Annotated in this window: 15 protein-coding genes; 9 read left to right on the forward strand and 6 right to left on the reverse strand. The window is 73.0% G+C overall.

Features of this window, described 5'->3' with window-relative positions; genetic code table 11:
• Positions 1 to 42: 42 nt before the first annotated feature.
• Entirely contained in the window at positions 43 to 1,164 is a 1,122-nt protein-coding gene (locus tag ACZ466_RS25020) for an alpha/beta hydrolase (RefSeq protein WP_378281607.1), read from the reverse strand.
• A gap of 106 nt (positions 1,165 to 1,270) precedes the next feature.
• Here ACZ466_RS25020 and ACZ466_RS25025 point away from each other — a divergent pair, with 106 nt between their 5' ends.
• Entirely contained in the window at positions 1,271 to 2,719 is a 1,449-nt protein-coding gene (locus tag ACZ466_RS25025; RefSeq protein ID WP_378281606.1) for a family 43 glycosylhydrolase, read from the forward strand.
• Between the two features lie 25 nt (positions 2,720 to 2,744).
• Here ACZ466_RS25025 and ACZ466_RS25030 read toward each other — a convergent pair whose 3' ends face one another.
• The 5 genes from ACZ466_RS25030 to glf form a co-directional block, all read right to left on the reverse strand.
• Entirely contained in the window at positions 2,745 to 4,271 is a 1,527-nt protein-coding gene (locus tag ACZ466_RS25030) for a sulfatase family protein (protein WP_378281605.1), read from the reverse strand.
• An 8-nt stretch (positions 4,272 to 4,279) separates the two neighbouring features.
• Positions 4,280 to 5,161, reverse strand: coding sequence for an ABC transporter ATP-binding protein (locus ACZ466_RS25035; protein WP_378281604.1), 882 nt, complete (start codon positions 5,159 to 5,161; stop codon positions 4,280 to 4,282).
• A 2-nt stretch (positions 5,162 to 5,163) separates the two neighbouring features.
• The gene (locus ACZ466_RS25040) at positions 5,164 to 6,192 is read right to left on the reverse strand and encodes an ABC transporter permease (protein ID WP_464043959.1); all 1,029 of its coding nucleotides are present in this window, start codon (positions 6,190 to 6,192) and stop codon (positions 5,164 to 5,166) included.
• Positions 6,193 to 6,298: 106 nt separating this feature from the next.
• Complete coding sequence (locus tag ACZ466_RS25045) at positions 6,299 to 8,326, reverse strand: glycosyltransferase (RefSeq protein ID WP_378281602.1); 2,028 nt, start codon at positions 8,324 to 8,326, stop codon at positions 6,299 to 6,301.
• Positions 8,323 to 9,492: a UDP-galactopyranose mutase gene (gene glf / locus ACZ466_RS25050; protein ID WP_378281601.1), complete on the reverse strand. Its 1,170-nt coding sequence runs from the start codon at positions 9,490 to 9,492 to the stop codon at positions 8,323 to 8,325. The genes ACZ466_RS25045 and glf overlap by 4 nt, the downstream gene beginning before the upstream one ends.
• 298 nt (positions 9,493 to 9,790) lie before the next feature.
• Between glf and ACZ466_RS25055 the strand changes: the two genes are divergently transcribed.
• The 8 genes from ACZ466_RS25055 (at position 9,791) to ACZ466_RS25090 (ending at position 23,681) form a co-directional block, all read left to right on the forward strand.
• Positions 9,791 to 11,086 carry a hypothetical protein gene (locus ACZ466_RS25055; RefSeq protein ID WP_378281600.1) on the forward strand — a complete coding sequence of 432 codons (1,296 nt, stop codon included), beginning with the start codon at positions 9,791 to 9,793 and terminating at the stop codon, positions 11,084 to 11,086.
• 36 nt (positions 11,087 to 11,122) lie between these two features.
• The gene (locus ACZ466_RS25060; protein ID WP_378281599.1) at positions 11,123 to 12,313 is read left to right on the forward strand and encodes a hypothetical protein; all 1,191 of its coding nucleotides are present in this window, start codon (positions 11,123 to 11,125) and stop codon (positions 12,311 to 12,313) included.
• On the forward strand, positions 12,306 to 13,229 hold the full coding sequence (locus ACZ466_RS25065) for a glycosyltransferase (protein ID WP_378281598.1): 924 nt from the start codon (positions 12,306 to 12,308) through the stop codon (positions 13,227 to 13,229). Before ACZ466_RS25060 ends, ACZ466_RS25065 begins: the two co-directional genes overlap by 8 nt.
• Positions 13,226 to 14,641 carry an acyltransferase family protein gene (locus tag ACZ466_RS25070; RefSeq protein ID WP_378281597.1) on the forward strand — a complete coding sequence of 472 codons (1,416 nt, stop codon included), beginning with the start codon at positions 13,226 to 13,228 and terminating at the stop codon, positions 14,639 to 14,641. Before ACZ466_RS25065 ends, ACZ466_RS25070 begins: the two co-directional genes overlap by 4 nt.
• Positions 14,642 to 14,703: 62 nt before the next feature.
• On the forward strand, positions 14,704 to 16,170 hold the full coding sequence (locus tag ACZ466_RS25075) for a hypothetical protein (protein WP_378281596.1): 1,467 nt from the start codon (positions 14,704 to 14,706) through the stop codon (positions 16,168 to 16,170).
• Positions 16,171 to 16,339: 169 nt separating this feature from the next.
• Positions 16,340 to 18,487 carry a hypothetical protein gene (locus ACZ466_RS25080; protein ID WP_378281685.1) on the forward strand — a complete coding sequence of 716 codons (2,148 nt, stop codon included), beginning with the start codon at positions 16,340 to 16,342 and terminating at the stop codon, positions 18,485 to 18,487.
• Positions 18,488 to 18,838: 351 nt separating this feature from the next.
• Positions 18,839 to 21,718, forward strand: a complete 2,880-nt coding sequence (locus tag ACZ466_RS25085; protein WP_378281595.1) for an ATP-binding protein — start codon at positions 18,839 to 18,841, stop codon at positions 21,716 to 21,718.
• A 109-nt stretch (positions 21,719 to 21,827) separates the two neighbouring features.
• A complete protein-coding gene (locus tag ACZ466_RS25090) occupies positions 21,828 to 23,681 on the forward strand; it encodes a hypothetical protein (protein ID WP_378281594.1) in 1,854 nt (617 codons plus the stop codon).
• Positions 23,682 to 23,691 lie beyond the last annotated feature (10 nt).

The raw sequence follows: 23,691 nt of genomic DNA on the forward strand, positions 1-23,691 counted from the left end.
GGATCATATCGGCGCAGTCGGCGTGAACCCGTCGTACCGGCGTCAGCCCGTCGTCAGGCGGCCGCTCATCCAGCGTAGGAGTTCGGGCGTGAGGCGCTGGAAGGTGCGCAGATTGTGGCCGCCGTTCCGCGGGAAGAGGGTGGAGACGCGGAGCGGGGCCTTGGCCAGCTTGACGAACCGCTGCGCCTGGTCGAACTCGGGTCCCTGCTCGGTCTGCGCCAGCAGCAGCGAGACGGGCGGCGGCGGGCGGTGCTCCAGCCGCCAGATCAGGTCGTTGTCGTCGCGGACCTGCTTGCTGCCGCCGTACAGGTCTCCGGTGGAGCCGTCCTGGATGGCGCGCAGGTACCCGCCCAGCGACGCCCCGGCGGCGAACCGGTCGGAGTGCCGCATGGCGAGCTTGGCCGCGCAGTACCCGCCGGTGGACTGCCCCATGACGCCCCAGCCCCGGGAGTCGGCGGCGACGCGGTAGGTGTCGGTGATGGCCTCGGGGACGTCCTGGGAGAAGAACGACTCGGCCTGCGGGCCGCCGGGCACGTCGGTGCACTCGGTGTCGCGCGGCGGCGCCACCATCGACCGGGTGATGACGTAGATGGTGGGCTGGAGGCGGCCGGTCCTGATGCCGGTGCTGGCGTCCTTCAGCAGCCCCTGCCGTTTGATCATGCCGCGCGGGTCGCCCGGGTACCCGGCCAGCACCAGCGTGACCGGGAACCGGCGCCGCTCGAACTGCCGCTGGAAGTACTGCGGCGGCAGGTAGACGAACGCCTTGGCGCGCAGCCCGGTGCGCAACCCGCGGATGGTGACCTCGTCGAGCTGGCCGTCGCGTTCGGACGAGCGCAGCCCGGAGGTGGCGCCGAGCGGCGAGATGGTGCGCGGCAGCGGGCGTCCCGCGGCGGCGCCGGGACCGCCCTCCCGCACCTTCCCGGGCCCCTCGCCGGCGGTGCCCAGCAGGTCGCCCCAGGTCACGTAGAAGAGGAAGTAGCCGTTCAGACCGGCGGCGAGCGCGAGGACGAGGGCGACCTGGCAGGCCGCCAGCAGCCCGGACCGGGCGAGCACCGGGCCGGGGCCCGGGCCCGAGGCGCGGGGCAGCAGCCACACGGTGAGTCCTGTCACGACGACGGCCAGGACGATGAGCGCCCCGATGAGCCAGCCGCTCGTCAACTGCACACGCAACACCTCTCGTAGGCTCGCCCGCGGCGGTTACGGTGGGCTAGTTTGCCGTAGATCGTCCGTTACGGGGACATGATCAACACAACGAGGGGGCGGTCGGGTGATGCGGCGGCCGCTCCTCGCGCTCCTCACGGGCGCCCTGGTCAGCGTGCTCGTCGCGGTCGTCAGCGCGCTGGCCGCGCCGGACGGTGACGGCTCGGCCGCGCCGCTGCGATCCGGACCGCCCGTGCGGCCTGGATCGCCGGGAACGACCGGTCCGCCCGCGCAGCAGCCGATGAACGCCGCCCGCCCCGAGCTCAGGCCCGCCCTCGACTCCAACTTCCCCGACCCCGAGATCGTGCGGGCCGGGAACCTCTACTACGGCTACGCCACCAACGACGGCGGCAAGAACGTCCCGGTCGCGACCGCGCCGTCCCCCGCCGGGCCCTGGACGCGCACCGGCGGCGACGCGCTCCCCGTACTGCCGCCCTGGGCCGAGCCTGGACGCACCTGGGCGCCCGACGTGTCGGCCCGCGGGGACGGCTCGTACCTCCTCTACTTCACCGCCGGGCGCAAGGGCACGGACGACCAGTGCATCGGCGCCGCCACCGGTCCCTCCCCGGCCGGGCCGTTCACGCCCGACGCGCAGGGGCCGCTGGCCTGCCGCGACGGCAAGGACGTCATCGACCCCGCCGCGTTCACCGACACCGACGGCGCCCGCTACGTCCTCTACAAGCGGGAGGGCGACGGCAAGAAGGCGCCCGGCGGCCTGTTCCTGCAGCGCACCACCCCCGACGGGATGCGCGCCGACGGGGAACCGACCCAGTTGCTGACCAGGAGCGGCGACGAGCCCATCCTCGTCGAGGCCCCGGCCCTGGTGAAACGGGACGGCCGCTACGTGCTGTTCTACGCCGCGGGCGTCTTCTACAGCCCCGACTACCAGACGCGGTACGCCACGGCCTCCGCCATCACCGGCCCGTACACGAAGGCGGCGGGCCCGCTGCTGTCCACGGACGGGTACGGGAAGCAGATCACCGGGCCGGGCGGTGCCGATGTCGTCCACGACGGCACCGACTCCTACCTGGTGTTCCACGGCATCACCAAGTTCTGGGGCGGCGACGCCGTCCAGCGGTCCATGTACGTGGCCCAGCTCGGCTGGGCCGCGAACGCGGCGCCCGTCGTGCGCGGCAGCCCGGTCCGCTACGAGGCCGAGAAGGGGCGCGTGTACGGGGCGCGGGTGCTGCGCGACGTGCCCGGCACGTCGGGCGGCGCCGCCGTCGGCTACATCGACAACGCCCAGTGCCTGGTCGACCTGGACGTGTACGCGCCCGCGGCCGGGGCGTACCTGGTCCGGATCCGGTACGCGAACCGTTCACCGGGCGGCGGCGAGGCGGCCGAGCACGTCCTGACCGTCAACGGCGCCGCCCCGGTCGCGGTCGCCTACCCCCCGGGCGGATCGTCCCCGCAGTGGAAGGACGCCACGGTCGAGGCCGGCCTGCGCGCCGGATGGAACGTCCTGCGCCTCACCTACGGCAGCGGCTTCGCCGAACTCGACCACATCGACGTCTCCTGACCGGCCCTGACGGCCGTCCCGGTGGTCAGGTGCCCTGGTCGGCGGAACGGCAGGACGCGCCCGAGCACGCCTTGAGCGCCGCCAGCAGCCCGGCCAGCTGGTCCCGGCGCGGCACCGCGAGCTGCGCGGCCATGTTGTGCTGCGAGGCCAGATCGGTGCGCAGGTCGTAGTACTCGCGCTCGCCCGCGTCGTACTCGATGTAGAGCTCGTTGGTGGTCCGCACCGCCATGTACGACGGCGGGTTGCCCCAGCCGCGCCCCGGGTAGTCGGGGTCGCGCGGGTCGCTGACCGGCCCGGCGTGCTCGATCAGGATGGAGTTGCGCCACGACCGCACCGGCGCGCCCCGCAGGAACGGCACCAGCGACCGCCCGTCCACCAGCGGCGAGATCGGGACGCCCGCCAGCTCCTCGAACGTCGGCCGCAGATCGGTGTTGGCCGTGAGCTCGTTGACCGCGCGCCCCTTCGGCACGCCCGGCCCGGTCACGATCAGCGGGACGCGCACGTCCGGGTCGTAGGCGGTGCCCTTGCCCTCCACCAGCCGGTGCTGCCCCATGTGGAACCCGTTGTCGGACGCGAACACGAGGTAGGTGTTGCGGTCCAGCCCCCGGTCCGCGAGGGCCTGCTGGACGCGGCCGATCATCTCGTCGACCGCCTGCACCATCTGCACCCGGCCCCGGTACTTCTGGTCGATGGTCTGGATCCCCTTGGGGCCGATCTTCGGCCAGGCGTGCATCCAGGATGGCTTGTCGGAGATGTCGGGCTCGTTGAACGCGGGGCCGCGCGGCGCCTTCACCCCGGGGAAGAGGTTCGCGTGCCGGGGCGCCGGAGTGAACGGCGCGTGCGGCGCGAACGTCGACAGCTTCAGCAGGAACGGGCGGCTCGTGGTGGACCGGTTGACGAAGTCCACGGCCTTCCCCGTGAGCACGTCGGTCAGGTAGTCGGCCGGCTGGTTGCCGTACCGGACGGGCTTGCCGTTCTCGCTCAGCGTGTAGTCGTAGTGCCGGTAGCCGAGACTGGTGGCGTACCACTCCGTCCACCCGGGCGGAACGAACGCCTGCGAGCCCGCCTGCACCTTGGCCGGGTCGTAGCCGTTGAGGTACTTGCCCATCAGCGCGGTGCGGTAGCCCGAGCCCTCCATCGTCGTGGCGAAGGTGTCGCGCTCACCGCCGTTGCCGTTGAACCGCTGCCAGCCGCCCTTGGGCGGCTCGTTGGTGAGCACCTGCGTGTTGTGCGGGAACTTGCCCGACAGGATCGTCGCCCTGGACGGGCAGCACAGCGTGTTGGTGGCGATGAAGTTGGTGAACGTGACGCCCTGCTCGCGCATCTTCCTCACGCGCGGCATGTACTGGACGAGATCCCAGCTCAGATCGTCGGTCAGGATGAACACGATGTTGGGCTTGGGCCCGCCGGGCGAGGCCACGGCCTTGGGGGGCTTGGACGGCCCGTTCCCGACGACGCCGCACGCGGTCGACAGGACCAGCGCGCAGGCCGCCAGCAGCGCCCCGTACCGGCGCGCCCGCCCGCCCGGCGTTCGGCCCGACGCTCGGTTCAAGGCTCGGTTCAACGCTCGACCGACCCGGTGGAGGGCCCGTCCCCCTTGGCCGGCGGCTCGGAGCCGGGCGGCTTGGCCTTGGGCTTGGGCTTGGCGCCCTTGTTGCGCGCCTGGCGGTCCCCCCGCCACATCGCCCCCGCCTCCGCCACGTCGCCGTCGAAGATCTTGCGGCCGCCTCGCATCATGACTCCTCGGTCGCACAGCTTGATCAGCATCTGGATGTCGTGGGCCACGATCACCATCGTGCGGCCCTCGTCCCGCAGCTCCCGGATCCTGGCCAGGCACTTCTCCCGGAACGGCGGGTCGCCCACGGCCAGCACCTCGTCGATCAGGAAGATGTCGGGATCGGTGTGCGCGGCGATCGAGAACGCCAGCCGCATGAACATCCCGGACGAGTAGAACTTCACCTGGCTGTCCAGGAACCGCTCCACCCCGGAGAACTCCACGATCGCGTCGAACTTGCTCCGGATCTCGGCCTCGTCCATGCCGAGGATGGCGCCGTTCAGGAAGACGTTCTCCCGCCCGGTCAGCTCGGGGTGCAGGCCCGCGCCCACGTCGATCAGCCCGGCGATGCGGCCGCGCACCCGTACCGAGCCCGCGTCGGGCGACAGCACCCCGGAGATGAGCTTGAGCAGGGTGCTCTTGCCGGACCCGTTCAGGCCCATCAGCGCGACCGTCTCGCCCCGCCCGATGGTGAGGCTGACGTCGTCCAGGGCGTTGAACGACTCCGACAGGCTCTGCCGCCGCACCGCGCGCACGGTCATGTCCTTGATGGACCGCGCGTGCCGGATCGTGAACCGCTTGCTCACCGAGTCGACGACGATCGACGGCAGCCGCGCGGGAGCGGGCGCGGAGGCGGGCACGGGAGCGGGCTCGGGATGGTCGGTCACGGTCACAGCTCCTGCGCGAATCGCTTCTGCAGGCTCGCGAACGCCCACTGCCCGGTCAGGAAGACCGCGACCGCGAAGCCCAGCGACGCCACCGTGCGGGCCTCCAGCGCAGGCACGGGCGGCAGCGCGCCCGGCGCGCCCGGCTCCCAGAACGCCCGCTGGAACAGCGACACCGCGCTGACCAGCGGGTTCGTGAGGTAGATCTGGGCGGCCCACGCGGGCAGGTGGTCGCGGACATGGGTCCACGGATAGATCATCGGCACCGACCAGGTCACGAAGATCATGGTGATGTCCACGACCTGCTCCATGTCGTGGAAGAACACGTTCACCGCCGCGCACAGCAGCCCGAGCCCGACCCCGAACAGCACCACGATGGCCAGCCCCACCACCGCGCCGGCCAGCCCGGACAGCGTGGGCCGCCAGCCGAACACCAGCGACCCGCCCAGCAGGATCGCCATCCCCGGCAGGAAGTGCACCAGCGACACCAGCAGCGACGCGGTCGGGAACAGCTCCCGCGGCAGGTACACCTTCCGGACGAGCGGCGCGTTGTGCAGCACCGACTTGGTCGCCGCCTGCAGCGTCTCGGTGAACAGGTTGACCAGCACCATGCCGGAGAACAGGTACACCGGGAAGTCCTCGATGACCCGGTCCATGCCCATGAAGACGCCGACGACGAAGAAGTACACGGCGAAGTACATCGCGGGCCGCACATACGACCAGCCGAGGCCCAGCAGCGACCCCTTGTAGCGCGCCTTCAGCTCCCGGCGCACCAGCAGCCGCAGCAGGTAGCGGCGCTGCGGCTGGACGACCTCGCGGAACCCGCCGGCCGAGGCCGGGTCGCGCAGCCCGCGCGTCCGCCCCGGAACGCCCTCGTGCCCCCCGCCGCCCGAACCGCCCGCGCCACCCGGCCCCCCCCGACCCGCCGAGCCCGCCCGCGCCGCCGGGGACCCCGAGACCGCCCGGCTCGCCCGCGCGGCCCGGGGGCGGGGCCGCGGAGGCGCCGGGGTCGGCCTGGCCGGCGGTTTCGTCATGGGTCGGCGCGGCCGGCCCGTGTCCGGGGCCGTCCGGGGACGCGGACCCCGACCCGGACCCGGACCCGGGACGGACGTCGGAGTGCGCGGCCGTCACGAGCGGCCCCTATACCGAGGGGCGCGAGGACTCGAAGGTCTCGCGCCACCGCTCCGCGGAGGTCAGCTCGCCCATGGCCGCGCGGTACTCCGTGGTGAGCCGCGGCCACTCCTTGTAGAGCCTGCCGTGCAGGGCGCTGGTGCGCTGCATCAGCGACCGGAACCGCTTCGGATCGCGCTGGTACCAGGCCGCGCCCGTGCCGTCCGCCGCCGACACCAGCGCGCTGTCGAACTGCGACAGCTTCCACCAGCGCAGGTCGATGTGCGGCACCAGCGCCTGCGGGTTGCGGGACGCCGCCGCGTCCACCGGCTTCAGCTGCTTGATCCCGCCGACCACCGCCGCCCTGATCATGCCCTTGCGGTCGCGCGGCGGCGCGGCCTCGCGGCCCTTGCGCGGCGGCTTGGACCGCCGGATCGCGGGGAAGTCCTCCAGGTCCTCCTCGTACTTGGCGTCCGGGAACTGCCTGCGGAAGTCGCGGATCTCGCCCATCTTCGTGACGATCGAGGAGTGCATGTGCCGCGGGCCGCGCAGCACGTCCTCGATCGCCATCAGCATCAGCTCGGCCGCCGAGTACTGCATCGCCAGCGCGTGCTTGACGGAGACGAACAGGCTCTCCTTCAGCAGGTTGCCGCCCCGGTCGTAGGGGGAGTGCACCAGCGCCGACACCAGCCGGTTGCGCTCGTGGAAGTAGGCCTGCCAGTCGATGGTGTCGTCCTTGTCGTGCCACGGGACGTGCCAGACGGCCACGCCGGGCAGCGACACCGTCGGGTGGCCCGCCGCGCGGGCCCGCACACCGTACTCGGCGTCGTCCCACTTGATGAACATCGGCATCGACAGCCCGACGTCCTTGATGACCTCGGTCGGGATCAGGCACATCCACCAGCCGTTGTAGTCCACGTCGATGCGGCGGTGCAGCCAGGCGGTCTCCCGCATCCGGTGGTAGCCGAAGTCGTGGCCGTGGAAGGTGTGCGGCGCCGGCCCCCAGAACCAGCGGTACGGCGCGAGCGTCTCGCCGTAGGCGTGCAGCACCGACCGGTCGTACAGGCTGAACATGTGCCCGCCGACGATGGTCGGCTTGCGGGTCAGGTCGCCGAAGGTGACGGCCCGCAGGATGCCCTCCGGCTCGGTCACCACGTCGTCGTCCAGCAGCAGCACGTAGTCGCTGGTGCCGGCGCGGACGGTCTCGTCCATGGCGCGGGCGAAGCCGCCGGACCCGCCCAGGTTGCCCTGGTCGATCACGCGCAGCCGGCCCTCCAGCGCCTTGGCCGCGTCGGCGAAGCCGGGGTGGTCCTCGACCCGCTTCTCGCCCTGGTCGATCACGAAGATCTCGTCGATGACGTCGAGGACGTCGGTGGCCCGGCCGAGCGCCACGAGCTGCTCGACGCAGAAGTCGGGCCGGTTGTAGGTGGTGATGCCGATGCTGGTCCGGCCCTGGGGCGCGTCGGTGGCGGCGCACCACTCGGCGCGCTCCATCACCGCGGGCCGCTCTCCGGCGACCAGTTCGAACCAGTACCAGCCGCCGTCGACGAACGGCTTGAGCGGGAGCGTGAAGAGGCGCTCCTCCGCCGCGGCCGAGTGCACCTCGAGCGACTCCAGCCGCTGCGAGTGGCCCTTGGAGTTGGACCGGTAGACCAGGATCTTCGCGTCGCCCCGCACCCGGACGCGCAGCACGACCTCCTCCAGCCGCGTCCAGCGCCGCCAGTAGCTGGCGGGGAAGGCGTTGAAGTAGGTGAGGAACGACACGCGCCGCCCGGCGGGCACGACGACGCGGCGGCGGTCGTGGCCGGGGCCGCCCGGCTCGTCGTCCTCGTCCTCGTCCTCGCGGTCGGACCCGTCCCAGTGCTCGGCCGGCTGGAACTCCGCCGGCTCCGTGTCCGGCCCGGACGCGGGCGCCACCGCCGCCGCGCCGGCGTCGGCGTGGTCGGCCTGCTGCGTGCGGACGATGTTGCCCTCGAGGTAGAGCTTCAGGATGTCCTGGTCGCGGTCGACCGGCATGACGACGCGATGCAGGACGCGCAGCTCGGCGTCGGTGGTCATTCGTCCGTCCCTCCGCTGGCGAGCCGCGCACCCTCGGTGAAGTGCGGCCGCAGCCGGTTGTCGACCATGTTCAGCGCGCTCGCGATGGCCATGTGCATGTCGAGGTACTGGTAGGTGCCCAGGCGGCCCCCGAACAGGACGCCGTCCTCCCGCCGGGCCATCGTCCGGTAGCGCAGCAGCCGGTCGCGGTCCTCGGCGGTGTTGATCGGGTAGTACGGCTCGTCGCCCCGTCCGGCGAACCGGGAGTACTCCCGCATGATGACCGTCTTGTCGCCCGGGTAGTAGTCCCGTTCCGGATGGAAGTGACGGAACTCATGGATGCGGGTGTAGGGGACGTCCTCGTCGGCGTAGTTCATCACCGGGGTGCCCTGGAAGTCGCCGGTCGGCTTGACCTCCAGCTCGAAGTCCAGGGTGCGCCAGCCGAGCTCGCCCTCCGCGAAGCCGAAGTAGCGGTCCAGCGGGCCGGTGTAGACGACGGGCACGTTGCCGACGACGTCGTCGCGCAGGTCGAGGAAGTCGGTGCCGAGCCGCACCTCGATGTCCGGGTGGTCGGCCATCCGCTCCAGCCACGCGGTGTACCCGTCGACCGGCAGGCCTTCGCGCGTGTCGTTGAAGTACCGGTTGTCGAAGGTGTACCGGACCGGCAGCCGCGTGATGATCTCGGCGGGCAGGTCGCGCGGGTCGGTCTGCCATTGTTTCGCCGTGTAGCCGCGGATGAACGCCTCGTACAGCGGGCGCCCGATCAGCGAGATCGCCTTCTCCTCCAGGTTGGACGGGTCGCTGACCTCGGCCGCCTGCTCGGCGACGAGAGCGCGCGCCTCGTCCGGCGTGAACGCGCGGCCGAAGTAGGAGCAGAGCGTGCCGAGGTTGATCGGCAGCGGGTAGACCCGGCCCTTGAACGTGGAGAACACCCGGTGCTGGTAGCCGGTGAAGCGGGTGAACCGGTTGGCGTACTCCCACACCCGCTCGTTGGAGGTGTGGAACAGGTGGGCGCCGTAGCGGTGGATCTCGATTCCGGTCTCCGGTTCCGGCTCGCTGTAGGCGTTGCCGCCGATGTGGTCGCGGCGGTCCACGACCAGGACCTTGAGGCCCAGGTCGGACGCGCAGCGCTCGGCGACGGTCAGGCCGAAGAAGCCCGACCCGGCGACTACAAGATCAACATTCACGTGGGGACCCCGATGGACGGCGTTGTCGGCTGGAGCGATGTCGGCTGGAGGGAGGGCCGTTCCCGTCGACCCGCCGGGCGGGGTGCGGTGCGATGAATGCCATGCTGTGGGGATGACCTGGTGCTACCTGGGAGCCGGTGACTGATCGGGGACGGATGCGGAGAACGGGACTTAAAGGGCAAGTGCGCAGCTAAGATACCCGCTGGCCGATGCCCGCGCGGGCCGTTCCCGGCCTTGGTGATCCATTTCCCGTCCCTCCGAGCGTCCCGTCGCTCCCCGACCCGCTGGGTGGTGGTCCGTGACCCCGGTCGTGTACGTGCACGTGGGCGCGCCCAAGAGCGGCACCACCTACCTCCAGAACGTGATGTGGCACAACCGCGAGCTCCTCGCGGCGGAGGGCGTGCTGTACCCGGGCGGCGACGACTTCTCCGCGCACGTGTGGGCGGCGTTCGACCTGCGCGGCGCGTTCTTCGACGGCCACCGCGACCCGGTCACCCGCGGCGCCTGGTCCCGGCTGGTGGACGAGGTCCGCGCCTGGGACGGTCCCGCGGTCATCTCCCAGGAACTGCTGAGCTCGGCGTATCCCCGGCACGTCAGCCGCGCGATGGCCGACCTGGACTTCGCCGAGGTCCATCTCGTCTACACGGCCCGCGACCTGGCCCGGCAGATCCCCGCGCACTGGCAGGAGGACGTCAAGAACCGCTCCGCCATGACCTTCGGCGACTTCGTCACCGGCCTGCGCGAGCCGGAGGCGTCGCGGTCGCCGTGGGTGCGCGAGTTCTGGCGGATGCAGGACGCCGCCGGGGTGCTGGAGCGCTGGGCGCGGGACGTCCCGCCCGAGCGGGTGCACGTGGTCACGCTCCCGCCGCCGGGCGCTCCCACCGGCCTGCTGCTGGAGCGCTTCTGCGAGGTCGTGGGCGTGGACGCGACGCAGCTCGACACGTCCGCGGTGTTCGCCAACCCTTCGCTCGGCGTCGCCGAGACCGAGCTGGTCCGCCGGATCAACCTGGCGTCCCGCGAGACCGTCGAGTGGCCCGTGCACGACGTGTACGTCAAGCACGACCTGGCCCAGTCGGTGCTGACGGCGCGTGAGGGGGCCACCCGCATCCGGCTGCCGGAGGCGTACCGGCCGTGGGTGCTGGAACGTTCGCGGGAGATGACCGGGGCGCTCGAAGAAGCGGGATACCGCGTCGTGGGCGACCTCGGCGACCTGCTGCCGGGGCCGACCGGGGGCTCCTCGTTCTCCGACCCGGACCAGGTCCCCGAGGCCGAGATCCTGGACGCGGCGCTGGACGCGCTGGCGCAGCTGCTGCGGCAGTGCGCCGTGCAGCACCGCCACGGCGCCGGGGAGGAGGACGGTTCGGCCGACCTGATGCGCGAGCAGGTCGCCCGGCTGCGCGAGGACGCCGCGCACCTGGAGGCGCTGTCGGCGTCCCCCGTCAAGCAGGTCGTACGGACCCTGAGCGAGCGGAACCGCCTGGTCATGAGCGCCCGCGCCGCATACTGGCGATTCGCCGAGACAACCCGCCGCCCCTCCCCGCCGCCCTCCGCCACGTCCCCCGCCAACACCCCCGCATCCGAGACACGGAAGTGAGGCAATGAGTGCGAGCCGCCGAGCGGAGGCGAGGCAATGAGTACTGAGAAGCAGATCTTCCTGCATATCGGGGCGCCGCTGGTGGGTGCCGGGGCGTTGCAGGAGGCGCTGTGGCACAGCGGCCCGGTGCTGGCCGCGCACGGGGTCTGCTACCCCCTCGAAGGCCCCCACCAGCATTTCGCGGCGACCATGGATCTGCGCGAGATGTCCTGGGGCGGTCACCGCGACCCCGCCTGGAACGGCGTGTGGGACCGGGTGGCGGAGCGGGTGCGCGAGTGGGAGGGCGACCGTGTCGTGCTGTCCCACGAGCTGCTGGGCGGGGCGACGGAGGCGCAGGCGCGGCGGGCGGTCGAGTCGCTGGGGCCGGGCGAGGTGCACATCGTGTTCACCGCCCGCGACCTGGCGCGGCAGATGGCGGCCGACTGGCAGGAGCACGTCAAGCACGAGCACACCGTGACCTTCGACCAGTTCGTGGACGACCTGGTGATGAAGGGCATCGAGGCGCCGGAGCCGTTCGGCGAGATGTTCTGGGGCCTGCACGACCCGGTGCGGGTGCTGGGGGCGTGGGGCGCGGCCGTCCCGCGCGGGCGGGTGCACGTGATCACCGCGCCGCGCAGGGAGCGGGGCGGGGGCGGGTTGTGGCGGCGCTTCGCCGAGCTCGCCGGGATCGCGCCGGAGTGGTGCGACCTGGCCGCGGTGCGCGAGCAGGACCCGCTGGGCCTGGCCGAGGCCGAGCTGGTCCGCCGGTTGAACGAGCGCCTGGGGACGTCGCTGGGCGGCGACTACGAGCCGCTGGTCCGCCGCCACGTCGCCAACACGCTGCTGACCGGGCGCGAGGGCGCCGAGGGGCATGCCGAGATCGTCGTGCCGGTGCGGCACCACCCGTGGATGCGGACGCGGTCGCGGGAGATGGTCGAGGGCCTGGAGGCGGCCGGCTACGACGTCGTGGGCGATCTCGCCGAGTTGATGCCGGAGTTCGGCGGCGCGGTCCCGGCCGAGCCGGTGGACGCGCCCGTGCTGACCGGGGTGGCGATCGAGGTGATCGAGGCGCTGCTGCGCGATCTGGCCAAGTCGCGGCAGCGCACCCAGATCGCCGAGATCAACCACGAGCTGGCGCAGGTGCGCGAGCAGCTGTCGCGGCTGAGCGCGGCACCGGCCGCGCGGTCGTCGGTGATGCGCCGCGCCGCCGGACGGCTGCGCGGCCCCGGGGGCGGCGCCCGTGGGTGACGGGCGCGGCGCGCCGCGGGTGGTCGCGGTCGTCGTCACCTACAACCGGCGGGAGCTGCTGGTCGAGGCGCTGGAGGCGGTCCGGGCGCAGACCCGGGTCCCCGACGCCGTCGTCGTGGTCGACAACGCCTCCGCCGACGGCACCGCCGATCTCGTGCGGGAGCGGTTCGGGGAGGCCGAGCTGCTCGCGCTGTCCCGCAACACCGGGGGCGCCGGGGGGTTCGCGGCGGGGCTGCGGCTGGCCCTGGACCGCGGCGCCGACCTCGTCTGGCTCATGGACGACGACACCGTCCCCGAGCCGGGCGCCCTGGCCGCGCTGCTGGACGCCCGCGCGAACGTCCCGGGCCCGCCCGTCCTGGTGGCGAGCCGGGTGGTGTGGACGGACGGCCGCGACCATCCGATGAACACGCCGCGGGCCAAGCCGCGCGCGCCCGCCGCCGAGGTGCGGGCCGCCGAGGCGGCGGGGTGCGTGCCGATCCGCTCGGCGTCGTTCGTGTCGGTGCTGGTGGACGCGGACGCGGTGCGGGAGCGCGGGCTGCCCGTCGCCGACTACTTCCTCTGGAACGACGACTTCGAGTTCACGACCCGGCTGCTGCGCGGCCGGACGGGCGTGCTGTGCCGGGGCAGCGTGGTCGTGCACAAGACAAGGACGTTCGGGTCCACGGACGTCGACCCGGGCGAGCGCTTCTTCTACGAGGTCCGCAACAAGATCTGGTTGTTCACCCGCAGTGACGGGCTGACAACAGGCGAGCGCGTGCTCTACGGTGGCTCGACCGCTCGAAGGTGGACGCTGACCTTCGTGCGCTCCCAGGACCGGGCCGTCCTGCGCCGGGGGCTGTTCCGCGGTGTCGCCGCGGGATTGCGCGCGGGCCCGCGGTCCAACGACGAAGCCCTCGGAGATCTCGATACGCGATGAGCCCGCCCCTGCCCCCCGCCTCCGCTCCCGTTCCCAGCCCCGCTCCCACTCCCGGTCGCCGTGGCGCGCGCGCTCGTGCCGGACGCCGCGCGAAGGCCGTCGGCCCCGACACCGGCACGGGCGCCCCGCCCGCCGTCCGGTCGCGGCTGCGCGAGTTGGACCTGCTGCGGTTCATCGCCGCCGCGGTCGTGATGGTCTACCACTTCACCGGGGTGCCGACGGCGGCGTGGGGCCAGGACGCCCGGGTGCTGTTCCACGAGATCTCCGACTTCACCCGCGAGGGCCTGCTGGCCGTCGAGCTGTTCTTCCTGATCAGCGGGTTCGTGATCCTGATGAGCGTGTGGGGGCGGCAGGTCGGCGACTTCGCGGTGTCCCGGCTCACCCGGCTGTTCCCGGCGTACTGGTTCGCGGTGACGCTCGGCCTGGTGATCTTCCTGGCCACCGGGATCCACTCCGGCACCACCGGCGAGCTGGGCGTGGCGCGCAGCTACCTGCCCAACCTGACCATGCTCCAGGACGGCTGGCACGTTCCCAAGATCGAGGTGCTGTACTGGACGCTCTGGACCGAGCTGCACTTCTACGTGCTGGTCGCGATCCTGGTGGGGGTCGGCCTCACCTACGCCCGCTGCGTGATCTTCATGGTGACGTGGCTGCTGGCGGCGGCGTTCGCGGTCGAGGCGGGCGGCACGTTCGTCAACTCGCTGCTGATCTCCGGCTGGGCGCCGTTCTTCATCGCGGGGATGGCGTTCTACCTGATCCACCGGTTCGGGTCCAACCTGATCCTGTGGCTGATCGTGCTCGGCTGCTACGGGCTGAGCACGCACTTCTCGGTGAAGCGGCCGGACGAGGCGTTCCGGTGGCCGGGCGTGGACGAGTGGCTGATCCCGACGATCCTGGCGGTGCTGTTCCTGGTGATGGCGCTGGTCGCGACCGGGAAGCTGCGCTGGATGAGCTGGCGCGGCTTCACGGTGATGGGGGGCCTGACCTACCCGCTGTACCTGATGCACGAGACGGTGTCCCGGCCGCTGATCAAGACGCTGTTCCCGTACTACTCCAAGTGGAACGTGCTGGCGCTGGCGATCCTGACCTCGCTGGCCGCGGCGTACCTCGTCCAGAAGGTGGTCGAGGAGCCGCTGCAGCGGATGCTGCGGCCCCGGTTGAAGAGGGCGCTGGCGCAGATCCGCGCGGGCGGGGAGGGGACGGACGCCTCCGCTGCTCCCGCCCGTCCCGCCCGTCCGGGCGGCGACGGCGGCGAGACCGGCCGGGTGCCGCGCGGCAGGCACGTCCTTGCCGATCCGGACCCGGCGGCCGGGTGGCCCGATCCGGCGGTGGCCGTGCACGGGCCCCCGCCGTCGGCGCCGCCGTCGCCGTACGGCCCGCCGCCGTCCGATGGTCCGCCGAGGGGCGCCTGACGGGCCGCTGAACGTGGGCCGACCCTGGCCCCGGAGCGGGCTGAGCCTTATGCTGCGGCGAGATGATCTCCCCCGGATCCCGTGCCCGGTCCTTCGCCGCCGCGCACTGGCCGTTCCTCCTGCTGCTGGCCCTGGGCGTCGCGCTGCGCGTGGTGACCGTGCTCGGCTACCGGTGGACGATGTGGTTCCCGGACTCGTTCGAGTACATGGCCGGGGCGCTGGAGCCGGAGCCGTCCCCGGCCAGGCCCGCCGGCTACTCCTTCTTCCTCTGGGCGCTGCGGCCCTTCCACAGCTTCGAGCTGGTCGTCGTGCTGCAGCATCTGATGGGGCTGGGCGTGGCGGTGATGGTGTACGCGCTGCTGCGCGGCAGGTTCGGCCTGCCCGGCTGGGGCGCGTCGCTGGCGGCGGCGCCCGTGCTGCTGGACGCCTACGAGCTCCAGCTCGAGCACATGGTGATGTCCGACACGCTGTTCACGGCGCTGCTCGTGGGGGCGGTCACGGCGGCGATGTGGCGGGCGGTGCCGCGCGCGGGTGCGGCGGCGCTGGCGGGGGTGCTGCTGGCGCTGGCGGCGCTGACCCGCTCGATCGCGCTGCCGCTGCTGCTCCTGCTGCTGGTCTACCTGGTGGTGCGCGGCGCGGGCTGGCGTCCGGTGGTCCTGGCGGCGGCGGGCGCGGCGGTGCCGCTGGCCCTGTACGCGACGTGGTTCCACTCCGAGCACGACCGCTTCGCCATCACCAACAGCAGCGGGATCTTCCTCTACAGCCGGGCGATGACGTTCGTCGACTGCGACGAGTTCGACGAGCCGCCGCCGCGGCGTGAGCGGGTGCTGTGCCCGGTGCTGCCGCCCGAGAAGCGCCCGGCCTCGCACTACTACATCTGGGCGGGCAAGTCGGTGCTGCGCAGCGATCCGAGCCTGCCGCCGTGGTTCTCCGCCGAGCAGGAGGAGATCGCCCGGGACTTCGCGCTGCGGGCGATCCGCAACCAGCCGGGCGACTACACCGCCACCGTGTGGGAGGAGCTCCGGCTGGGGTTCTCCTGGACGCGGCCGGTCTTCCCCGACAAGAAGACCTATGTGTACTACGAGTTCGGCCGCGAGGAGAAGCCGCTGCCCAACTTCATCAAGGCGGACGTCCCCGCCTACGACGCGGGACGCAACACGACGCGGATCGTCGAGCCGTACGCCGGGTTCCTGCGCGGCTACCAGGACCACGTCTACATGCGGGGCGCCCTCATCACCGGCCTGCTGGCCGTCGGCCTGGTCGGGGTGGCCGCCGGGTGGCGGCGGCGCGGCGGGCCCGCGCTGCTGCCGTGGACCCTGGCGCTGGCGATGACGGTGGTGCCCGCGGCGACCGTGCTGTTCGACTACCGCTACCAGCCGCCGGTGATACCGCTGGCCTGCGTGGCCGCCGCGCTGGCCGTGCCGCGCCGGACGAGGCCGCGGCCGGATGCGGCCATGCCGGTCCCGGAGGCGGCCAAGACCGGGGCGGGCGCCGGTGGCGGCGCCTTGCCCGATCTTTCCCCGAGGTGACCTTCATGACCGAAATGGCGTTCAAAGTCGGTCATAGGTGCCACTGTTCGGTTGAACGGGGCGCGTAAATCACGGATCCTCTTTACTCTGTGCGGTGTAGGAAACCAACCCGAACCCCAGGCGTTCCATACCTTCCCGTAACACCCAGGGGTCTCTCGACGTGACGGAGATGGCGAGCGGTTCCGCGATGACGCGGCTGGTCCAGCCCGACCGCGTTTACGTCGGCTGGCGCTACGCGCAGGTGCACGCCGACCCGGGGCCGCCCCCGGGCCGGCCGGAACCGCGGGAGGCGCCTCCGGCGCCGCCGCCCGAGCGGCGCCCCGGCGAGTACCTCGCGGGCCGGCCGCTGCGGATCGCGGCGATGGGCGGCGGCGTGGGCATGGCCCTGTTCCTGCTGTGCGGCGTGCTCGGCGCGGTGCCGTGGGCGTTCGCGGGCGTGGCGATGGTGGCGTGCGCCGTCATCCTGGGCATCACCGGGTACGCCCTGTGGCAGGACGAGCGCGCCGTGCGGGCGCGGCTCGTCCAGGAACGGCTCAAGAGCGAGCGCGTCCGGGCCGCCTGGCAGCGCGAACGCGACGCGGCCGCGTCCGACTACGTCGCCGCCTACCAGGAGTGGGAGGAGCGGCAGCGCGCCTACGCGGGGCAGCGCGAGTGGTACCCGGTCGCGGTGCCGCCCGGCGTCGACCGGGTGGACGTGGTCGGCGGCACCCTCGCGGGCTGGTCGGCCGCCGTCACCACGATGGGCGCGGCCCGGCTCGCCGGCGGCGGCCGCCTCACCGTCATCGACCTGTCCGAGGGCGCGGTCGCGCACGACCTGCTCCGGGTCGCCGCGGCCCGCGGCGACGACCCGCTGGTGTGGGTGCTGCCGGCCGACCTGCCGCGGATGGACCTCACCCGCGGGCTCAGCCGCGAGGCGATGGCCGACGTGCTGTCGCTGGTGGTCGGCGCGGGCGAGGAGCAGGACGGCACCCGCGACCTGTCGTTCGACAACTCCATCCTGGAGCGGATCATCGAGGTGCTCGGCGACGGCGCCACGATCCCCCGGATCACCGCCGCGCTGCGGGTGCTGGCCCAGGTCGGCGACCCGCGCGACGACCTGCGCCGCGGCCTGCTCACCGACGAGGAGCTGACCCGCCTCACCACGCTGTTCGGACGGGACGCCACCGACCGGATCGTCGTCCGCCGCGCCTGGGCGCTGGAGGCGCAACTGCGCAAGCTGGAGCGGCTGGCCGCCGAGCCGGTGCGGCTTCCCCCGTCGCGGCTGCACGTGGTGTCCATGGACCGCCGGGCAGGAGTGCTGACCAACCGCGTCCTCGGCACGTTCGTCACCACCGCGCTCACCCACCGGATCCGCGAGTCGCCGCCCGGCGGCCGGTGGGAGCACACGCTGTTCCTGTGCGGGGCGGAGAAGCTGCGCGGCGACGTGCTGGACCGCCTGATCGACGCCTGCGAGGCGACCGGGACGGGCCTGGTGCTGCTCTACCGGTCGATCCCGGCGCACGTCCGCGAGCGGCTCGGCCGCCGCGGCCACGCCGCCGTCGGGTTCATGCGGCTGGGCAACCCCGAGGACGCGCGGATCGCCGCCGAGCACATCGGCGCCGAGCAGCCGCTGCTGGTCGCCGAGATCACCGAGGCGGCCGGGGAGTCGCTGTCGGACATGACCGGGGAGAGCTACGCCAGCACGGTCGCCTACGCCCGCTCGCGCGGCGACGAGCTGACCGACCCCGCCTGGTCCCCGCTGCCCGGCCCCGCACCGGACGACTCCGCCCTGGTCGAGGGGATCAGCTCGGCCACCGCGTGGGGCCGTACCCTGGCCGCCACCGAGGACCGGCGCCGCGGCGAGGGCGGCGAGCTCAAGCAGGGCTTCCGGGAGCTGCGGATCGAGCCGCCGCAGCTGCAGCGGCTGCCGCCGACGGCGATGGTCTTCACACACGCGAGCGCGACCGGCCGCCGCATCCTGCTGGTCGACGCCAATCCCGGGATCATGACGCTGCCGACCGCGCACGTCATGGAGTTCGAGGAGTACCTGCGCGAGCGGGAACGCTGCGACGACGACGAGGGCGACGACGAGGGCGGCGACGAGCCGCCCGAGCCCGCCGAGACCGCCGAGGACCCGGCCGCCGTGCCCGAAGAGCAGACCGCTCCCGAGGAGCCGCTGGCGGCCCCCACAGGCCAGCGGGCGCCCGGCTTCCCCTGGTCGTCACGGGCCCGCCACGCCCTTCCCCGGAGGACCAACCCGCGCGGCGCGAGCGTGCGCGGTACGCGCATCGTCCCGCCCCTGAAACCGAACGGCAAACACGCCGCCGACCCACCGTAGCTGTGTTTATTGGTCGCCCTGCGGCGTCGGGCGTAGAACGCCCTCCTTCTCCGGGCGACGCTGCGATCGCTGCATCGCTCCGACTCGCCTGGCGGCTCGCTGCGCGATCGGTTTCTCGCAGGCTCGAAACCGGCTTCGCACGCGATCGCGGCGGTTGGGGTCGGCGTCTGGTAAAGCCCTCAGCCGGTGGCGCCTGCGCCGCCTGGAGGTAAGGATGCTGGGGTGACCATGCCCCCGCACCGGCCTCCATACGGGTCCCAGCACGGGCCGCCGGACCCGTCCGCACCGCCGCCGCATCTGGGCGGGCAGCCTTCGACGCTGCTGCCCGGTCCTTGGTATCGGATCTCGGACGTGCCCGCGCCTGAGCGGCCCGCGTCGGCCGAATGGGACTTCGTGAGCGTGCTGCCCGCGGCGCTGTCGGCGGCGCGGCGGCAGCAGCCGTTCGCGGTCGGCTGGCTGTCGCCCGGCGGCGGCGCCCCGCTGGAGCTCATCACCAACGCGGGCCCGGTCGCGCCCGGCCCCGGCGGGCGGCAGGGGCTGCTGTTCCCCAGCGGCGCACGCGGCGTGCCGATCGGCGACCGGTGGCTGCGCGTCGCCGAGCGGATGGTGTGGACGCGCTGCCCCGGGCGCCTGGCCCCGCAGGTCGGACGGGGCGAGGCGGGCGCCAGCCTGTTCGAGTCGACGCTGGTCACGCTGATGGAGCGGCCGTTCGGCTGGTTCGTCGTCGCCGAGCCGTGCGACGAGCGGCGGCTGGACGCCGAGATGCGCGAGCTGCACCACGAGCTGCGGATGCTGCGGCGCGGCGAGGACGAGCAGGCCCGGCTCGCGGTGGCCCGCGCCGACCAGCGGCTGGCCGAGCTGGACGCCTTCCGCGAGGCCGGGCTGTGGCAGGTCAGGGTGCTGGCGGGCGCCGCCGACCGGGCCGAGCTGGCGCAGATCGCGCCGGTGCTGGTCGGGTCGATGGAGCTCGGGCACCACCCGTACCGGCTCCGGTCCGGGCACGGCGGCGGGACGTTCGCCGAGATGCTGCGTCCCGATCCCGCGCCCGTGTCGCCGCGCGCCGTGGTCGAGGCCGACCAGGGGTTCCCGTTCGTCGCGACCGCGGGGGCGCTGGCCGCGCTCGCCGGGCTGCCGCGCCGCGAGGTGCCGGGGCTGCGGGTGCTGGAGGCCGGCTACTTCGACGTGACCTCCGAGACCGAGGACCCGGCCGCCGCGTCCGGCACCCCGCTGGAGCTCGGCGCCATCCTGGACGGCCAGGACCGCGAGGTCGGCCGCTTCACCGTCCCGCGCTCGACGCTCAACCGGCACGTGTTCGTCACCGGCGCGACCGGCGCGGGCAAGTCGCAGACGGTGCGGCACCTGCTGGAGCAGCTGACCCGGGCGGGCATCCCGTGGCTGGCGATCGAGCCCGCCAAGTCGGAGTACGCGTCGATGGCCGGCCGCATCCGCGACCTCGGCGGCCCCGTCACCGTGGTCAACCCGTCCGACCCCGCCTCGGTGCCGCTGTCGGTCAACCCGCTCGCGCCCGAGCCCGGCTACCCGGTGCAGGCGCACATCGACATGGTCCGGGCGCTGTTCCAGGCCGCGTTCGACGCCGAGGAGCCGTTCCCGCAGATCATGGCGCAGGCGCTGCAGCGGGTGTACGAGGCCAACGGCTGGGACGTGGTCACCGGCGGCGGCGTCCCCGGCTCCCTCATCGAGCCGGCCGTCCCGACGCTGGAGCAGCTCCAGCAGGCCGCGCTGCAGGTCATCGGCGACGTCGGGTACGGCAGCGAGCTGATGGCCGACGTGCAGGGCTTCGTGGACGTGCGGCTGCGGTCGCTGCGGATCGGCTCGGCGGGCCGGTTCTTCGAGGGCGGCCATCCGGCCGACGTCGGCGGGATGCTGCGCGACAACATCGTGCTGGCCATCGAGGACGTCGCCAACGACGAGGACAAGGCGTTCCTCATGGGCACGCTGATCATCCGGATCGTGGAGCACCTGCGGATGCGCGAGCGGCGCGGCGGCACCGGCGCGGGGGCGCCGGGCCTGCGGCACGTCATCGTGATCGAGGAGGCGCACCGGCTGCTGCGCAACCGCGGCCCCGAGCGCACCAGCTCGCACGCCGTGGAGCTGTTCGCCGGGATGCTGGCGGAGATCCGCGCGTACGGCGAGGGCATCATCGTGGCCGAGCAGATCCCGACCAAGCTGGTCCCGGACGTGGTGAAGAACACGGCGCTGAAGGTCGTGCACCGGTTGCCGGCGTTCGACGACCGGCACCAGGTCGGGGCGGCGATGAACCTGGACGAGGACCAGTCGCGCGAGGTCGTGTCGCTGCGTCCCGGTGTCGCGGCCGTGTTCGCCGACGGGATGGACCGTCCGCTGCGCGTCCGCATCCCGCTGGGCGAGGGCCGCGAGGCCGTCCTGCCGGGCCCGCCGCCCCCGGTGGACGGCCGGCGTTCGGCGGCGTGCGGCTGCGAGTGCCGTTCCGGGCGGGCGTGCACGCTGTACGAGCTGCGCGAGGCGGACCTGCTGGCGAGCCACCCGGACTGGGCGTGGCTGCGCCTGTGGGCCGACACGCTCGTCCTGGCGCACGTGGTCAACCGTCCGCTGCCCGCGGTGCCGGCCGACCTGGGCCGCGCCTGGTCGCGCCTCACGCCGCGGCTGCGCGAGTGCACGCTGGCGACCGTCCTGGAGCGGGCCGTGACCCGCCGCTCGTGGGCGCTGCGCCACGCGTTCCTGCCGTCGGAGTTGACGGCCGCCGTCGCCGAGGTCGCGCAGAAGCTCCTGGGGGGCGACGACAGCCTCACAGGGACGCTCCCAGGGCCCAACTGGGTCATCCCGCAGCTGCGTTGGCTGCACGAGTTGGAACGCCTCTTCCCCTACGGGATGGGCGCTCCCGACAAGCACACGCCCGCACCGCCCCTGGAGTACCAGCTGCCCGGCCTGAGGCAGCCTCCCGAGCCCAAGCTGGGCCACCGCCTCCGCGCCCTGCGCCGCCACCCCCTGACGATGGAGCTGGAACGCAACCGTCCCATCGCCCTCACCGCCCTCGGCGGCGACGACGGCCACGAGGGCTTCCACAAGGACCTCGCGGTGGTGGCGATCGGCATGGACGAGGACGAGCGGATCGCCGACGTCGCCCAGACCATGGAGGCCACCGCCTGGCTGGAACCGGTCCTGAGCTGGCCGAGCCGCCTCATCACCCCGTTCGAGGACCCGTCCCGGGGGCTCCCCTTCCTCGAAGGCTGACCACGTTTCGCCGTCATTCGCTTACATCGCCGGGCCGCGGGCGTTATTTTCTTGCCCTCGGGGCCTTACCTGACAGACGCTTTACTCACTGACCGCGGAGGAGTCGGCGTTGAGCGTGCAGACGGGCGAGCGGACCACCGGGGCCTTCTTCGACCACGGCGTCGTCCCTGAGCCGCGTCCGCCGGGGGACCTGACCCGTTACCTGTGCGCGGCGGTCTACCTCGACAAGCGGATCTGCGACCTGGTCATCAGGGAGTACGTCCACGCGCCCGATCGCGCCGTCGCCCCCTCCTACGGCTTCGACCTCGACCCGGTCATCCGGCACGCGCGGCGCTCCCGGCTGCTCCGCCTCGCGCGCGACGGCGGGATGACGGTGGCGTTGCTGGTGTTGTGCGTGACGGCACCACTGCTGGTCGTGCCGGGCCTCATGCTGTTCGCTTACGGCACCCTACTGCTGCGTGTCCGGTGGCGCGGGCTGGCCCGGTGGCGGCGGACCGTGCTGGCGCTGCCGGCCATCCTGCTGCTGGGCGCCCTGGGCGCTGTGATGTTGGGGAGTGTCCTCTCCAACCTGGTCGACGAGCTTGCACCGGACACGGTGGGCGACGCGGGTGGCGGGCTGTTCCTCCCGCTCGTCGCGTACTTGCTCGCGCTCGGTCTCGTCGTCACGGTCGTCGGCGCCCTTGGGGTCATCGGCCACCTCGCCGTCGTCTTCCACCTCCTGGGCCGCGATCTGGGGCCGGGAGCGTCCGGCCCGGGGCCCGGCGCCGGTGGGGGACGGTTCCGGCGCGCGGTGGAGCACGTCCGCGTGGCACAGAACGGCAACGTGACGCTGTTCGCGGGCGACAACCCGTTCCTGGGCGCCGGCCATCCGGACGGGCCCGGCGGACGTGCCTGGTCAGTCGTGCTGGAGCTGGACCGCGGAGCGTCCACCCTGGGGCCGCCGGAAGGATCGGCGACGTACCCGCCCGTGGACCCGGTCGTGATGCACGAGCGCGTCAGCGAGCGGCTCGCGGAGATGCGCGGCGACGGCGGTACCCGCGACCACCGCGTACCGCTGCCGGGCAACGAGCGCGTGACCGGACTCGGCATCGACTGGCACGTGGTCGCGCCCGGCCGCAGCACGCAGCGCCCCCGTCCCGTGGCCGCGACCGAGAACGGCACCTACCAGGGCCACCCGCTCATCGACGCCGTCTCCGGACGGCCCTACTCCAGGGAGGCCCAGGAGGCCATCGAGGCGCTCATCCGGCACCCGCAGGCCGGGATCCGCTGCTTCCAGCGCGTGACGATCGGCGTGCAGGGACAGCCGGTCAGGGTGCGCGACGGCCGTCTCGTCGCGCCCGAGGACGGCCAGGAGGTCGGGCTGTCGGCGTTCCTGTACCTGGCCGTCGAGGGCAGGATGCTGTACGGCCAGTTCACGGTGACGGTGCTGCCACCCGTCCGGCCGGAGTTCCGCGTCGTGGACGAGATCCCCGGGTGGGGTGCCCCAAAGCTGTTCTGGAAGGCGTTCACAGCGGGCCGGCCGCATGTCTTCCACGCGCCGCTGACCGCCCCGCTCCGGGTGTGGAGGGCACTGTGGGGCATGGCGCGGGCGGCGCTCGCCAACGACCTGGCCCGGCACCCTACCCGTGACCTCGTGCACGACTACGGGGCCCGGATCAGCGTGCGGGAGCTGGCCGCCGACGCCGGCTTCCCCACCCTGCTCCAGGAGTACGACGTCGAGAAGTACACGCGGCTGATCGAGCGGCGGGTCAACGAGGCGCTGCTGGACTACCTGGGCACCGAGTGCGGCATCGACGTGTCGGCCTACCGCGCCCAGGCGGGCGTGATCCTGAACCAGGGCGTGATCATGACCGGCGGGACGGTGAGCGGGCAGATGGCCGTCGGCGGGCGGAACGCGCGCATCGACCAGACGCGGAGTTCCGGCGCCCCGGGTGGACGCGGCGGTCCGGGCATCAACCCCTGAGCGAGGAGCG

This window comes from Actinomadura rugatobispora (assembly GCF_055379765.1).